This window comes from Lentzea rhizosphaerae (assembly GCF_042649515.1).
Lineage (GTDB): Bacteria > Actinomycetota > Actinomycetes > Mycobacteriales > Pseudonocardiaceae > Lentzea > Lentzea aerocolonigenes.
Genome location: NZ_JBHRZI010000011.1, coordinates 43,529 through 57,953 on the forward strand (window position 1 = coordinate 43,529; position 14,425 = coordinate 57,953).

15 protein-coding genes are annotated in these 14,425 nt (G+C 67.7%); 2 read left to right on the plus strand and 13 right to left on the minus strand.

The window, feature by feature from the left end:
• Positions 1-13: 13 nt before the first annotated feature.
• Together ACFOWZ_RS07595 and ACFOWZ_RS07600 are read right to left on the minus strand one after the other, a co-directional pair.
• Entirely contained in the window at positions 14-445 is a 432-nt protein-coding gene (locus ACFOWZ_RS07595) for a DUF2550 domain-containing protein (protein ID WP_030473711.1), read from the minus strand.
• 22 nt (positions 446-467) lie between these two features.
• Positions 468-833, minus strand: a complete 366-nt coding sequence (locus tag ACFOWZ_RS07600; protein ID WP_030473712.1) for a F0F1 ATP synthase subunit epsilon — start codon at positions 831-833, stop codon at positions 468-470.
• A 106-nt stretch (positions 834-939) separates the two neighbouring features.
• Here ACFOWZ_RS07600 and ACFOWZ_RS07605 point away from each other — a divergent pair, with 106 nt between their 5' ends.
• Both ACFOWZ_RS07605 and ACFOWZ_RS07610 read left to right on the plus strand, forming a co-directional pair.
• Complete coding sequence (locus ACFOWZ_RS07605; RefSeq protein ID WP_382370563.1) at positions 940-1,428, plus strand: SigE family RNA polymerase sigma factor; 489 nt, start codon at positions 940-942, stop codon at positions 1,426-1,428.
• Positions 1,419-2,633, plus strand: a complete 1,215-nt coding sequence (locus ACFOWZ_RS07610) for a hypothetical protein (protein ID WP_382370565.1) — start codon at positions 1,419-1,421, stop codon at positions 2,631-2,633. The genes ACFOWZ_RS07605 and ACFOWZ_RS07610 overlap by 10 nt, the downstream gene beginning before the upstream one ends.
• Here the strand turns inward: ACFOWZ_RS07610 and ACFOWZ_RS07615 are convergent.
• From ACFOWZ_RS07615 to ACFOWZ_RS07665, 11 genes are all read right to left on the minus strand, one after another.
• Positions 2,630-4,360, minus strand: coding sequence for an ABC transporter ATP-binding protein (locus ACFOWZ_RS07615; protein WP_382370567.1), 1,731 nt, complete (start codon positions 4,358-4,360; stop codon positions 2,630-2,632). The genes ACFOWZ_RS07610 and ACFOWZ_RS07615 overlap by 4 nt on opposite strands.
• Positions 4,357-5,868, minus strand: a complete 1,512-nt coding sequence (locus tag ACFOWZ_RS07620; protein WP_382370569.1) for an ABC transporter transmembrane domain-containing protein — start codon at positions 5,866-5,868, stop codon at positions 4,357-4,359. Before ACFOWZ_RS07620 ends, ACFOWZ_RS07615 begins: the two co-directional genes overlap by 4 nt.
• A gap of 135 nt (positions 5,869-6,003) precedes the next feature.
• Positions 6,004-7,440, minus strand: a complete 1,437-nt coding sequence (atpD, locus tag ACFOWZ_RS07625; RefSeq protein ID WP_382370571.1) for a F0F1 ATP synthase subunit beta — start codon at positions 7,438-7,440, stop codon at positions 6,004-6,006.
• Positions 7,433-8,347, minus strand: coding sequence for a F0F1 ATP synthase subunit gamma (locus ACFOWZ_RS07630; protein ID WP_382370573.1), 915 nt, complete (start codon positions 8,345-8,347; stop codon positions 7,433-7,435). The genes atpD and ACFOWZ_RS07630 overlap by 8 nt, the downstream gene beginning before the upstream one ends.
• Positions 8,348-8,355: 8 nt before the next feature.
• Positions 8,356-10,002, minus strand: a complete 1,647-nt coding sequence (gene atpA / locus ACFOWZ_RS07635) for a F0F1 ATP synthase subunit alpha (RefSeq protein WP_382370575.1) — start codon at positions 10,000-10,002, stop codon at positions 8,356-8,358.
• A 46-nt stretch (positions 10,003-10,048) separates the two neighbouring features.
• Positions 10,049-10,882: a F0F1 ATP synthase subunit delta gene (locus ACFOWZ_RS07640; RefSeq protein ID WP_382372599.1), complete on the minus strand. Its 834-nt coding sequence runs from the start codon at positions 10,880-10,882 to the stop codon at positions 10,049-10,051.
• 3 nt (positions 10,883-10,885) lie between these two features.
• The gene (locus ACFOWZ_RS07645; RefSeq protein WP_169774299.1) at positions 10,886-11,434 is read right to left on the minus strand and encodes a F0F1 ATP synthase subunit B; all 549 of its coding nucleotides are present in this window, start codon (positions 11,432-11,434) and stop codon (positions 10,886-10,888) included.
• 29 nt (positions 11,435-11,463) lie between these two features.
• Positions 11,464-11,715: an ATP F0F1 synthase subunit C gene (locus ACFOWZ_RS07650; protein ID WP_382370578.1), complete on the minus strand. Its 252-nt coding sequence runs from the start codon at positions 11,713-11,715 to the stop codon at positions 11,464-11,466.
• Between the two features lie 64 nt (positions 11,716-11,779).
• On the minus strand, positions 11,780-12,559 hold the full coding sequence (gene atpB, locus ACFOWZ_RS07655) for a F0F1 ATP synthase subunit A (RefSeq protein ID WP_382370580.1): 780 nt from the start codon (positions 12,557-12,559) through the stop codon (positions 11,780-11,782).
• 150 nt (positions 12,560-12,709) lie between these two features.
• A complete protein-coding gene (locus tag ACFOWZ_RS07660) occupies positions 12,710-13,156 on the minus strand; it encodes a hypothetical protein (RefSeq protein ID WP_382370582.1) in 447 nt (148 codons plus the stop codon).
• 89 nt (positions 13,157-13,245) lie between these two features.
• On the minus strand, positions 13,246-14,385 hold the full coding sequence (locus ACFOWZ_RS07665; RefSeq protein WP_030472451.1) for a glycosyltransferase family 4 protein: 1,140 nt from the start codon (positions 14,383-14,385) through the stop codon (positions 13,246-13,248).
• Positions 14,386-14,425 lie beyond the last annotated feature (40 nt).

A 14,425-nucleotide genomic window follows, 5' to 3' on the forward strand; every position in this document is an offset into this window, starting at 1 on the left:
AAACCAAGCAGCGCTAGGAAGCCCAGGGAATGGATCGGCCCGGAGGCGCTGACTCCAACCAGGACAGAAATCCTGTCAGCGCGTCCGGGCCCATCGCGATCTCGACCTCGCCCGAGGCGGAACGGCACCGCAGCACCGTCGCGCCCACCGGCATCGCGTACGCCTCCGGGCCTGTCGGCTCACGGCGTGCGTCGATCTCGAGCCCGTCTCTGGAGATCAGCTGGTTGGGGCCCGACCCGAGCGAGAGCACCCGGAACCAGGCGAACTTGTCGCCCCGGTAGTGCCCCACGCCCAGGTGCCAGCCACGACCGCGGTCGTCGAACTGGCTGCGCAGCGCGACGTGCACGCCGCCTTCCCGCAGCAGCCGGATGCGGCGCCAGGCGAAGCCCGCTATGACGACCGCCACGGCGAGCAGGATCAGTCCGGCAATCTCGGTGATCCCCACGGCTGGGCCCTCGCGCCCGGTCTCAGGCCGACTGTTCCACGGCCCGCACGCGCGCTGCCGCACGTGCGCGCTCTGCGTCGTCCGCGTCCTGCAGCGCCGATCGCGCCGCGGTCACGTCGATCTCACCCGCGAGCTCGGCGTCCTCGGCGAGAATCGATACGCCGGTGCCGGTCACGGAGAGGAAGCCGCCGTGCACGGCGGCGGTGACCAGGCCACCGTCCGTCGTGCGGATGCGCACCACGCCACCCTCGACCAGCTGGCCGAGAACAGGCTCGTGACCGGGCAGGATGCCGATCTCGCCCTCGGTCGTCTGAGCCGAAACAGAGGTGGCCGTGCCGGACCACAGGCGGCGTTCAACGGCGACCAGTTCAACGGTCATCTCGGCCACGCGTATCTCCCTCGTCGTCTGGAGTCGAACTGAGTCTAAACGGTCGCCTGGCAACCTTGCCGCCCCGCCCGGTGTCAGTACCTTCGACAGCCGCCGAAGGGGACACATGCAGGACTTCGAGGACTTCGTGGCGTTGCGTTCACAGGCTCTGTTGCGCACCGCCTACCTGCTGTGCGGCGGTGACAAAGGTGCCGCTGAGGACATTCTGCAGGACGTGCTCATGAGCATGTACGGCAAGTGGCGCCGCATCAGGACCTCTCCGGAGGCCTACGCGCGCACCGCGCTGGCCAACGCCGCGGCGAACCGCTGGCGTCGTCGTTCCCGCAAACCGGAGGCACCGCTGGAACTGGGGGCGGTACCTACGGCGCGGGGACACGAGCAGCAGATCGTCGACGCGGACAGCGTGGTGCGTGCGCTGGCACAGCTGCCGAAGAAGATGCGCGCCGTTCTGGTGCTGAGGTTCTTCGACGACCTCAGCGAGGCCGAGACGGCCCGCACACTCGGGTGCGGCATCGGCACGGTGAAGAGCCAGACCTCACGCGGCCTCGCCCGCCTGCGGGAACTGATGGGTGAGCAGGTGCTGACGTGGAACTGAAGCAGGCGATGGAGGCCGCGACGGCGGACCTGGACGTGCGGCCGGGATTCGTGGGGGACGTGATGACCGGGGCTCGGCGACGACACACGCGCAGACTGGTGGCGGTGACCGCGGCGATGGCGCTGCTCGCGGGCGTGACGGCGGGCGTGGTGCTGACCTCGTCGTCCACCGAGTCCGTCGTGGCCGTCGACGCACGGCTCACCGCGCCGACGAGCGGCGACCTGGCCAACGACACGCGGTTCATCGAACAGGCGCGAACTGTGTGGGCGAACAACGAGAACTCCGGGTGGGGGCCGGACGACAACGTGACGGAGTTCACGGCGCAGTCGAACGTCTTCTGGGCCGGGAACACCCCGAGCGGTCCCGCTGCCCTGGTCGCGCAGACGGTGAAGGTCGGCCACAAGCCCGATCCCCAGGTGGCGATCGGCCTGGTCACCGGGAACGCAGTGGTGGAGCGGGAACTCGTCTCCGACCTGCAGCGGGGCCTGTACCAGTTCGGCGCGGACTCCTCGACGTACGTCGTGTTGAGCCTCGGCAAGAGGGTCTACCTGTCCCAGGACCCCGTACGGGGTCAGGACAACAAGCTGACGCGGAAGTGGCGGGAGCTCGACAGGGAACCGCCCGGTGTCTCCGTGGTGAGCGCGCCGCCGCAGAGCAGGCCGGTGTTCGTGCGCGCCGATTCCCCGCCGGCTCCTGACGTCTTCATCACAGAACCCGTGCGGTCGAAGTCCGATCTGGGGCTGGGCAAGGCGTTCACGCCGTACGGCGGCCTCGGCTGGACGGGCGACCAGTGCAAGAAGATGACCTTTCCGCAAGGCCTGCACTCGCCCGCCCAGGCGCAGACGGACCTCCAACGGCGTGGACTCCTCGACTTCCTGGTCAGCCGCGAATCTCTCGGCAGCTGGGAGGTCTGCACGTGGACGCCGGACGGCCGCTTCGCGCTCGCGTTCGAGGCGTTCGGCCAGCTCTACGGCGTGCTCTACACGGCGGACGGCCTGTTCAGCGCCGCGGTGGTCGGCGGACCCGCGGTCAAGGGCACCGTGGCGCCCGTGCGGCTGGTGCTGCCCGACGGCCAGGGCACGATGATCGCCGACTTCGGCGCCCTCGTCGGGCCGGAGCAGCGCCCGGACTTCTGGCTCGCTCCGGCCGGGACGAAGGAGGTGACGATCGTGCGGGGTGACTCGCCCGCGGTCGTACCGCTCTAGCCCCCGTGCCAGGAACGCCAGAGCGTCGCGTAGGTGCCGTCCCTGGCCACCAGGTCGTCGTGGGACCCCAACTCCACGACGCGGCCCGCGTCGACGACGGCGATCCGGTCGGCGTCACGCGCGGTCTGCAGCCGGTGCGCGATCGCGATCACCGTGCGTCTCTCCCGCACGGCCGCGATCGCGCGCTCGGCGTGCCTGGCCGTGGCCGGGTCAAGAGACGACGTGGCCTCGTCGAGCACCAACGTGTGTGGATCGGCTACTTCCACCCGTGCGAGCGCTAGTTGTTGTGCTTGCGCGGGATCCAGTTCGACCCCACCGGCACCAAGAACCGTGTCGAGCCCTTCTTCCAGCTCGTCGAACCAATGCCCATCAACGGTGCGTAGGGCTTCAACGAGCCGTTCGTCCGGAGCGTCCGGTGCGGCCATCGCCAGGTTTTCGCGCAACGTGCCGATGAACACGTGATGCTCTTGTGTAACGAGCACGATCCGTTGCTCTCCCGCTGCTGCGAGATCCGCCACCGGCACTCCGCCGACGTGCACGGACCCCTCCGAGGGCCGGTCGACACCGGCGATCAGCCTGCCGAGCGTCGACTTGCCGGCACCGGACACGCCGACGATCGCGAGCCGTTCCCCCGGCTGCACCACGAGATCGACGCCGTGCAGCACCTCGTGTCCGTCCACATAGGAGAAGCGAACCCCGCGCACCTCGATGCGGTCGTCCTCCGGTTCCGCAACAGCGGGCGCCGGCTCGACGTTGGCGCCGATCCCCTCGACCCGTGCGAACGACGCACCACCACGCTGCAGGAACTCGACCCAGAACAGGATGCGGTCCAACGGTTCGATGAGCCGCCACACGTAGAGACTGCCCGTGACGACGACCTCGATCTGAACGCTGTCCGTCGCGTAGAACAGTCCACCTACGAGGAGCACCAACGCCGTCGGCAGGGTGTTCACGAAGCCCGCCACCGGGAACAGCACGTTCCTCAGCCGCAACGTCCGCAGCCGCGTCCGGTACGAACGCGCGATGGTGTCGTCCGCGGCCGCCACCATCCGGTCCCGCAGCCCGTACGTCTCGATGGTCCGGCTGCCCTCACCGACCGCCGCCGAAATCTCCGCCACGTCACCGTTGGCCTCGCTCTCCGCGAGGTACGCGGCGCGCGCACGAACGAGGTACCAGTGCAGAACCCACGCGAGGAACGGCATCCCGGCCAGCGCGACCAGTCCCAGCACCGGATCCAGCACGAACAGCGCCACGAACACGACCACGAGGTGCACGACGCCCGTGAACACCTCGGGCACGCTGTCCCGGAGCGCCTGCCCGATCGTCCCGACGTCGCTCGTGACGCGGGCGAGCAGATCACCGGTGCTCAGCCGGTCCACCACCCGCGCCGGCAACGCCATCGAGCGCGTCACCGCCTCCTCGCGCAACGACGCCAACAGCCGTTCGCCGAGTCTCGTCGTCTGCAACGCGCTGTACCGCACCAACAACAGGTGCACTACAGCGGCGATCAGCACCCCGAGCGCGAACCAGTCCACAGTGGACAAGGTGAGCTCGCCGCGTTCAGCGCCACCCACGATCTTCCCGAGCAGATACGGCCCCACGAGACCGGACAACGCGGTCAGCACGGTGAGGAGGAGAACGACGCTGAACGCGCCTCGTTCACCTCGCATCAACCGCACGGCCACCTGCCGCACCTGACGCCGGTCCGCGATCGGCAACCGGTTCACCGGCTCTCCTCCAGGTACACGGTCTGGTCCGCCTGCCCAGCCCACAGCGGCGACGACGAGACGACCACCGTCGTCCGCCCGAGCCGCGCCTGCTTCACCCGCTGGGCCACCGCGGCCTCGGTCACCGCGTCGAGCGCCGACGTCGGCTCCACGAGCACCAGCACCTCCGGCTCGCTCAGCAACGCCCTGACGAGCCTCAGCCGTTGCCGCTGGCCACCAGAAACGTTGCGCCCCTTGGGTTCCAGGCGCGAGTCGAGCCCGTCCGGCAACGCCTCCACGACGTCCACCGCGGCAGCCGCCCACACGGCCCGTTCCAGCTCTGCGTCGTCGTGCTCAGCAACCGACACCGCCTCACGCACCGTGCCGGCGAACAGGTAGTCGTCGTTGTCCGCCACCACAACCTGCCCCGGCAACCGTTCCACGGCTTCACGCGCCGCCGTCGCGTTGGCCGACACGACCACCGTCAACACGCCACTCTTCACGTCCAACGCAGAGGCGTCGCCGTCGCCGTCATCCGGCCGCAACCGCAAGAGGTCGATAACGCGCCGTGCGGACACCAACGCGCGCGGAATCGCGTCCGCACCTTCCATGAAGAAACTCACCGGCACGATCAACGTCGTGACGTACAGGTACACGGCAACCATCTCTTCGATCGAGATGGCACCCGTCACCACCATGCGCGCCGCGATCCACGTGACGACAGCGAGGAACAACGTCGGCAGCCCCCACGTCAACGCCTGCACCCAGCTGAGCCACCTCGACACCCGGTAACCGTCGCGCAGCACCTCACGGGACTTCACCCGGAACCGCTCCTCGAACGCGGGCTTCCCACCGATCCCGGACAACACCCGCAGCCCGGCCACGATGTCCCCGGCCCGCGCGCTCAACTCCCCTTGGCTGTGCCGATAACCGGTCTCCACCGCGTGCAGGCGACTCAACACGGGCCCGGTGACCACCGCCAACACCGGCACACCCAACAACACCACCACCGCGACGAGGGGAGAGATCCGCACAAGCAGCACAGCCGTGACCCCATACGCGATCACCGCCCCCACCCCGGGCCCAGTGCTGGTGAGCGCGTGAGCGATCCGCGCCGTGTCCCCGTTCTGGAGGTACGTCAACTCCCCTGTGGACAGCTTGCGCCGCACCACCCCACCAAGCTGCGTAACGTGCCTGACCACCACCTGAGCAGTCCGCAACGACGCATCGGTCCGCACCAACGTCATCGTGCGGTGTCGAGCAACGCCAAGAAGCGCCAACAACGCCGCGACAACAACCAACGCCGAGCACCACCACACGAGCGCCGCACGGTCACCCCCGCGCAACCCGTCCTTGATGGCCCGCTCGATCAAATACGGAGGCACGATCAGCCCGCACATCCACAGCGACCCCCACCACGCCCCCGCAAGCACCCGCCAGCGCTGCATCTTCACCAGCCACCACAGGTACCGCCAGGGCGATCGAACATCGGGCGCACCGGGATCGGCGTACGGCGCATGTCGGGACATAACTCGACTGTGCCATCACCTCACGCGCGGCACGACCAATTTCGCCCGACCCGCACACCCCTGACCCGCACAAAGCAAAAAGACCGTCCCTCCAAAGTGGAGAGACGGCCCTTTCACAAACCAGCAGAAACCAGCTCAGTTACCAGCCAGCTTCTTGGCGTTGGCCTCAACGTCGTCCAACCCACCGCAGGAGAAGAACGCCTGCTCCGGGAAGTGGTCGAACTCGCCCTTGCAGACCCGGTCGAACGCCTCGACCGTGTCCTTGATCGGCACGAACGACCCGGGCTGCCCGGTGAACTTCTCCGCAACGAAGAAGTTCTGACCCAGGAAGCGCTCCAGACGACGCGCCCGACCGACGAGGACCTTGTCCTCCTCGGAGAGCTCGTCCATACCGAGGATCGCGATGATGTCCTGCAGCTCCTTGTACTTCTGCAGGATCCGCTTGACCTCCTGGGCCACCCGGTAGTGCTCCTCGCCGACGATCGACGGCTCGAGGATTCGAGACGACGACGACAGCGGGTCGACGGCCGGGTAGATGCCCTTCTGGGAGATCGGACGGGAGAGCTCCGTCGTCGCGTCCAGGTGGGCGAAGGTCGTGGCGGGCGCGGGGTCGGTGTAGTCGTCCGCGGGCACGTAGATGGCCTGCAGCGAGGTGATCGACTTACCGCGCGTCGAGGTGATGCGCTCCTGGAGCTCACCCATCTCGTCCGCCAGCGTCGGCTGGTAACCCACGGCGGAAGGCATGCGGCCCAGCAGGGTCGACACCTCGGAGCCCGCCTGGGTGAAGCGGAAGATGTTGTCGATGAAGAGCAGCACGTCCTGGTTCTGCACGTCGCGGAAGTACTCCGCCATCGTCAGAGCGGACAGGGCGACGCGCATACGCGTGCCCGGCGGCTCGTCCATCTGACCGAAGACGAGCGCGGTGTCCTGAATAACACCCATCTCCTCCATCTCCAGGAGGAGGTCGGTGCCCTCACGGGTGCGCTCACCGACGCCGGCGAAGACCGAGGTGCCGGAGAACTCACGCGCGATACGCGTGATCATCTCCTGGATCAGAACGGTCTTGCCGACACCCGCGCCGCCGAACAGGCCGATCTTGCCGCCCTTGACGTACGGGGTGAGGAGGTCGATGACCTTGATGCCGGTCTCGAGGATCTCGGTCTTGCCCTCGAGCTGGTCGAACGACGGAGCCTTGCGGTGGATGCCCCACTGCTCGCCGTCACGGCCGAGGCCCGGCTGGTCGAGGCAGTCGCCGAGGGCGTTGAACACGTGGCCCTTGACGATGTCGCCGACGGGAACCGAGATGGCGCGACCGGTGTCGGTCACGGTGGCACCGCGGACCAGACCGTCGGTCGGCTGCATCGAGATGGTGCGGACGAGGTTGTCGCCGAGGTGCTGCGCGACCTCGAGGGTCAGCGTCTTGGCGACGGCCTCGAACGTGATCTCCACGTTCAGGGCGTTGAACAGCTCCGGCACGGCGTCGCGCGGGAACTCCACGTCGACGACCGCACCGATCACCCGGACCACACGGCCGGTGCGGGTGGTGGTGGCAGTAGCACTCATGTCACTCATCACTTCCTGCGCCACCGGTAAGCGCGGCAGCGCCACCGACGATCTCGCTGATCTCCTGGGTGATCTGGGCCTGACGGGCCGAGTTCGCCGCCCGGCTGAGGTTCCGGACCAGCTCCGTCGCGTTGTCCGTCGCGGCCTTCATGGCCGTACGACGGGCCGCCGACTCCGAAGCCGCGGCCTCCAGCATGGCGGAGAACAGCCGGGTCTTCACGTACTTGGGCAGCATCGCACCGAGCAGCGCCTCGGCGCTGGGCTCGAAGTCGTACACCGCGCGCGGACCCTTGGGGGCCTCGCCGGTGTACTCGACCTCCATCGGCGCGACCCGGCGGGCGGTCGGCGTCTGGCTCAGCATGGACTTGAACTCGGTGTACACGATGTGGATCTCGTCCACGCCCTGCGCACCGTCCTCCGTGCCCTCCAGGAACGCCTCCACCAGCGCGTCACCCGCCTCGACGGCGTTGACGTAGTGCGGGGTCTGCGAGAACCCGCTCCACGACCCGGTGACCTCGCGGCGGCGGAACTGGTAGTAGCCCTGGCCCTTGCGGCCGGTCACGTACAGCACCGGCTCCTTGCCCTCGGACCGGATCAGCTGCAGCAGCTGCTCAGCGGCCTTGAGGACGTTGGCGTTGTAACCGCCGCACATGCCCTTGTCGCTCGTGATCACCAGCACCGCGGCGCGCTTCGGGTTCGGGCGCTCCGTCAGCAGCGGGTGGTCGAGGTTCGCCGAGGCCTCGGCCAACGCGGAGAGCACGTTAGTGATCTCGTCCGCGTACGGCCGGGAAGCCGCGACCCTGGTCTGCGCCTTCGCGAGGCGAGACGTCGCGATGAGCTCGTAGGCCTTCGTGATCTTCTTGGTCGAGTTGACCGTTCGGATCCGCTGGCGGAGCTCCCGAATCTGTGCACCCATGGCTCAGATCACTTCTTGGTGGGCTCGGGCTTGTGAAGCTTCACCGACTCCTGCGCGACCTTGTCGGCGTCCATCGCCTTCTCCGGGGCCTCGTTGACGATCGTCGTGCCGTCCGAAGCGGTGAACTGCTTCTTGAACTCGGCGATGGCGTCAACGACACGCTTCTGCGCGTCCTCGGGGAACTTCTTGGTCTCGACGATACCGCCGAGCACGTCCGCGTGGTTGCGGCGCAGCGAGTCCTTGAACTCGGCGACGAACCGGCGGATGTCGCCGACGGGGACGTCGTCCAGGTGGCCCTTGGTCGCGGCGAAGATCTCGACGACCTGCTCCTCGACGGCGACCGGCGAGTACTGGCCCTGCTTGAGCAGCTCGACCAGACGGGCACCGCGGTCCAGCTGGGCGCGCGAGGCGGCGTCGAGGTCGGACGCGAACGCGGAGAAGGCCTCCAGCTCGCGGAACTGCGACAGGTCGAGACGCAGCGAGCCCGCGACGTCCTTCATCGCCTTGATCTGCGCGGCACCACCGACGCGGGAGACGGAGATACCCACGTTGACGGCCGGGCGAACACCGGCGTTGAACAGGTCGGACTCGAGGAAGCACTGACCGTCGGTGATCGAGATGACGTTGGTCGGGATGTACGCCGACACGTCGTTCGCCTTGGTCTCGATGATCGGCAGACCCGTCATCGAGCCACCGCCGAGGTCGTCCGACAGCTTCGCGCAACGCTCGAGGAGACGCGAGTGCAAGTAGAAGACGTCGCCGGGGTACGCCTCGCGGCCCGGCGGGCGGCGCAGCAGCAGCGAGATCGCGCGGTACGCCTCGGCCTGCTTGGTCAGGTCGTCGAAGATGATCAGGACGTGCTTGCCCTGGTACATCCAGTGCTGGCCGATGGCGGAGCCGGTGTACGGCGCCAGCCACTTGAAGCCGGCGGAGTCGGAAGCCGGGGCGGCGACGATCGTCGTGTACTCGAGCGCGCCCGCCTCCTCCAGCGCGGCCTTGACGCCCGCGATGGTGGAGCCCTTCTGGCCGATGGCGACGTAGACGCAGCGGACCTGCTGCTTGGGGTCGCCCGACTCCCAGGCCTTCTTCTGGTTGATGATCGTGTCGATGCAGACCGCGGTCTTGCCGGTCTTGCGGTCACCGATGATCAGCTGGCGCTGGCCGCGACCGATCGGGGTCATCGCGTCGATGGCCTTGATGCCGGTCTGCATCGGCTCGGACACCGGCTGACGCTGCAGCACGGTGGCGGCCTGCAGCTCCAGGGCGCGGTTGTCGTCGGCGACGATGTCGCCGAGGCCGTCGATCGGCTGACCCAGCGGGTTGACGACGCGGCCGAGGAAGCCGTCGCCGACCGGCACGGAGAGGACCTTGCCCGTCCGGCGGACCTCCTGGCCTTCTTCGATCTTGTCGAAGTCACCGAGGATGACCGCACCGATCTCGCGGACCTCGAGGTTCAGGGCGACGCCGAGGACGCCACCGGGGAACTCGAGCAGCTCGTTGGTCATCGTGCCCGGAAGGCCCTCGACGATGGCGATGCCGTCGTAGGTCTCGGAGACGGTACCGACCTCTTCCCGGCTGACCTCCGGGGAGTAGCTCGAGACGTACTTCTCGATCGCACTGCGGATCTCGTCCGACGAGATCGTCAGCTCCGCCATGTCGTTCCTGCTCTCACTTCTTCGTTCTTGGGAAAGGGCTCGGGGGCTAGCTGGCGAGATTGCGGCGCAGTGCCGCCAACCGGCCGGCGATGCTTCCGTCGATGATCTCGTCGCCGATCTTGATCTGGAGACCACCCGCGAGCGAGGCGTCCACCTCGACGTGCAGGGCGATCGGGCGCGAGTAGATCGTGGTCAGCGTCGCGGTCAAGCGGTCGATCTGCTCCGCGGTCAGCTCCACCGCGGACCGGACGTGCGCGACGGAACGCTGACGGCGCTTGGCCGCCAGGTCGGCGAGCTCGGCCAGTCCGTCCGCCACGCGCATCCCGCGCGGGTGACGAACCAGCTGGTCCACCAGCGTCTTGGTGACCGGGCTGACCTTTCCCTCGATCAGGGAGTCGACCAGCGCGACCTTGCCGGGAACCGAGCCGGCGGGGTCCGCCAGCAGCAGCTCGAGCTCGTTCGAACCGGCGACGATGCGGCCGAGCCGGAACAGCTCGTCCTCCGTCGAGTCGAGCTGGCCGTCGCGCTCGGCACGCACCAGCAGCGCGGTGCGGGCGAGCGACTCGACACCGTCGACGAGTTCGCGCGGGCTGGACCAGCGGGCGGTCACGACGGCGACCAGGACCTGCAGCGTCGCGTCGCTCACCTTGCCCGCGAACAGACCGCGAACGAGCTGCTCACGACCGGCGGGCTGCGACGAGGCGTCGGCGGCCGCACGGCGCAGCGAGGGCTGCTCGATCAGCAGGCCCAACACGGCGAAGAGCTCCTCGCCCAGCTTGGCGAGGTCGTCCGTGGACGTGGTGGCGTCGGCCAGCTCCAGCAGCCGCAGTTCCGCGGCTGCCAGAGCTTCACGACTAGCGGCATGCAACGTCATCGGCAGCCTCTACTTGCTCGCCGGCGCCGCGACGGCGTCCAGCTCGTTGAGGAAGCGGTCGACGGTGCCGCGGCGGCGGGCCTCGTCCTCGAGGGACTCGCCCACGACCTTGCTCGCCAGCTCGACGGCGGTGCGACCGAGGTCGGCACGCAGCTCGGCGACGATCTGGGCGCGCTGAGCGTCCAGCTGGTGCTGGCCCTGCGCGACGATGCGCGCGGACTCGGCCTGCGCCTGCTCGCGCAGTTCCTCGATGATCTGCAGGCCCTCGGCCCGCGCGTCGTCGCGGATGCGCGCGGCCTCGGCGCGAGCCTCGGCCAGCTGCTCCTTGTACTGCTCGAGCGTGCGCTGAGCTTCGGCCTGGGCCTGCTCCGCCTTCTCGATGCCGCCCTCGATCTTGGCCGTCCGCTCCGCGTACAGCGCCTCGAACCTCGGCGACACGAACTTCTTGATGACGAAGAAGAGGAGCAGGAACGCGACGAGACCGAGAATGACCTCAGCGAGCTGCGGAACGACGGGGTTGTGCCCACCTTCCGCGGCCAGGATCAGGGTGCGGTTCACGACGTCTCCTAACGCGATGAAGGGTTAGGTCAGCCGGCGGTCGCGATGAAGTACACGACGAAGCCGATCAGCGCGAGGACCTCGACGATGGCGAAGGTGGTCCACGCGAGGCTGAGCAGGACGCCGCGGGCCTCGGGCTGGCGGGCGGTGCCGCTGATGACCGAGGAGAAGATCAGACCCACGCCGATGCCGGGGCCGATGGCCGCGAGGCCGTAACCGATGGCCGCGAGACCCGGGTTGATGTTGGCGGCGGCGTCCTGGGCGATCTGGAGAGCGCTCACTGTTGCTGTTCCCTTTCCAACTCGGTCCGCGAGTGTTCGCGGATCGGAGGCTTTGTGCTGTTACTCAGTGCTCTTCTGCCAGCGCCATGCCGATGTAGCTGGCAGACAGCAGCGCGAAGATGTAGGCCTGCAGGCACATGATCAGTGCCTCCAGGAAGGTCAGCGCGATGGCGAAGGCGAAGGACACCGGCGCCACGATGACGGTCAGCCCGCCGTTGAGCAGCAGGAACTCACCGGCCAGGGTGAACACCAGCAGCAGGAGGTGACCCGCGAACATGGCCGCGAAAACTCGGATCGCCAGCGTGAGCGGGTTCAGGATGAACTTCTGGAAGAACTCGATCGGAATCAGCAGCGGGAGCACGAACCACGGCGCGCCCGGCGGAATCGTCTGGTGCTTCAAGTAACCCACGAAGCCGTGCCGCTTGAACCCGACGAAGTGGTACACCGGGTAAACGACGAGCAACGAAACGGCGAGCGGGAAGCCGATGTGCGACATCGTGGGGAACTGGATGATCGGGATGAGCCCGAACAGGTTGTTCACCAGGATGAAGGTGAAGATCGTGAGGATCAGCGGGATGAACGGCTTGAAGTCCTTCGCGCCGATCTGTTCCCTGGCGATGCCGTTGCGGCTGAAGTCGTAAAGGGACTCCGCGGCGAACTGGAACTTGCCGGGAACCAACTTGAGGTTGCGGGTCGCCGCGATGAAGAAGGCGCCGATGATCAAGATCGACAGCACCAGCAGGACCATCGGCTTCGTGACCGAGCCGAAGATCGGCGGGAGGAAGAAGTCCGCAACTCCTGGGGCGACGAACTTGTCACCCGAGGCCAGCACCATCTCGGTCACTGTGTTCCTTCCGGTTCTCCCGGCCGGCGTTCACTCCGCCGGGGGAATCGTCACGATCTGGACTTAACGTACCTTACGGTTCGCAAGCGACTACCAGAGGCACCCCTGCTATCGGGTGTCCCTGGTCTGCGCGGACCATATCAGCAGGTCTCAGGTGCCTTCGGAGGCGGGGACCACCATCTGACTACGGCTGCGCTTGGAGGCTCTGGCCTCCAGCCACGACGTCACGAGCACCGTCGCCACCAGGGTGATTCCGAGCGCCTTGGGTTCAAGCCACTGCTGGTTGCGCAGCAAGATCACCGCCAGCAGCAGGACGATCAGCTTTCCCGTGAATCCACCGAGTGCGGCGACCATCACGAACATCGGATCGAGCGCCGCGGTCTTGCGCATCAACAACAGCGTCACGAGGCTCGAAGCGATGGCGATCGCACCACCGATCAATGATCCGTTGAGACCAGCGGTCCCCCAGATCACGGTTGACACGACGACGCCGAGGACAAACGTGCCGAGTGCGGCCCAGGCGGCCGCGCGGAACATTTCCCCGGCGAGCCGCTGGACGACCAGCTCGTGCGTGACGGCCTTGTCCGCGTCGCTCATGTCTCGAAGTGTAGGAACTCGCATTCCGGGCCCCGCAAGCAGCCCCTGGTTAACGCCGGTTAAGCGGGTCCAAACAAGATGAACGCCGTTTACGGCTTGCGGGCGTCCCTGAGCCGCGGGATCACCGACACCACGAACGTCACGATCAGCCCGATGACGAAGCAGGTGGCCACGATGATCGGGTCGAACAACGTCAGCGCCACCGCGCCGAACGCCAGCACGCCCGCCCACAAGTAGATGAGCAGCACCGCTCGACGCTGTGAATGCCCGATCTCCAGCAACCGGTGGTGCAGGTGCATCTTGTCCGGCGAGAACGGGCTTTCACCCCGTCGAGTGCGGCGGATGATCGCCATCAGCAGGTCGAGCAGCGGCACGAACAACACCGCGGCGACGACGATCAGCGGCGAGAGCAGACCGAGCAGGTCCGCGGCGCTGCCGGTGGCCTGGTTGATCTTTCCGGACGCGCTGGTGGTGGCGGCCGCGAGCATGAGGCCGATGAGCATCGAGCCCGAGTCGCCCATGAAGATGCGCGCGGGGTTGAAGTTGTGCGGCAGGAAGCCCAGGCACGCGCCGGCCAGCGCCGCGGCGATCAGGGCTGGCGGGTAGGCCTCCACCGCGCCCTGCCGTTCGACGAGCAGTCCGATCGAGAACGCGCAGGTGGCCGCGGCGGCGATGAGGCCGATGCCGGCGGCCAGCCCGTCGAGGCCGTCGACGAAGTTCATCGCGTTGATCATGGTGACCGCGAGCAGGACGGTCAGCAGCGCGCCCTGGTTCTGGTCGAGGGAGATGGTGGCGCCGCCGTCCCACGGCACCCACGCGATCATCCACTGGAGACCGAACAGCACCAGGATGCCCGCCGCGGTGACCTGCCCGGCGAGCTTGGTGAGCGAGTCGAGCTCGAACCTGTCGTCGATCGCACCCACGAGCACGATGACGCCGCCCGCGACGATGACGCCCCACGGGTCGTTGGAGAAGTCGAACGCCGCCCGCAGCACCGGCAGTTGGTGCGCCACGAACATGCCGCACAGCACGCCGCCGTAGATGGCGACACCACCCATGCGCGGCATCGGCTGCACGTGCACGTCACGTTGCCGCGGGTAGGCCACCGCGCCGAGACGGAACGCCAGCGCGCGCACGAGACCCACGAGCAGGAACGTCACCACGGCAGCGATCAACGCGACGAGGAGGTACTCGCGCACGGGAAGGACGAACGAGGATGCGGGCCCCACGGGCCTACCAATCAATCGGGGGAAATCGGCGGGGTGCTCG

What these genes read in the sequence shown, in the direction of transcription:
- ACFOWZ_RS07605 (WP_382370563.1), top strand. Translation starts at nt 940, where the DNA reads ATGCAGGACTTCGAGGACTTCGTGGCGTTGCGTTCACAGGCTCTGTTG.
- ACFOWZ_RS07620 (WP_382370569.1), bottom strand. Translation starts at nt 5,868, where the DNA reads ATGTCCCGACATGCGCCGTACGCCGATCCCGGTGCGCCCGATGTTCGA.
- atpD (WP_382370571.1), bottom strand. Translation starts at nt 7,440, where the DNA reads ATGAGTGACATGAGTGCTACTGCCACCACCACCCGCACCGGCCGTGTG.
- ACFOWZ_RS07630 (WP_382370573.1), bottom strand. Translation starts at nt 8,347, where the DNA reads ATGGGTGCACAGATTCGGGAGCTCCGCCAGCGGATCCGAACGGTCAAC.
- atpA (WP_382370575.1), bottom strand. Translation starts at nt 10,002, where the DNA reads ATGGCGGAGCTGACGATCTCGTCGGACGAGATCCGCAGTGCGATCGAG.
- ACFOWZ_RS07660 (WP_382370582.1), bottom strand. Translation starts at nt 13,156, where the DNA reads ATGAGCGACGCGGACAAGGCCGTCACGCACGAGCTGGTCGTCCAGCGG.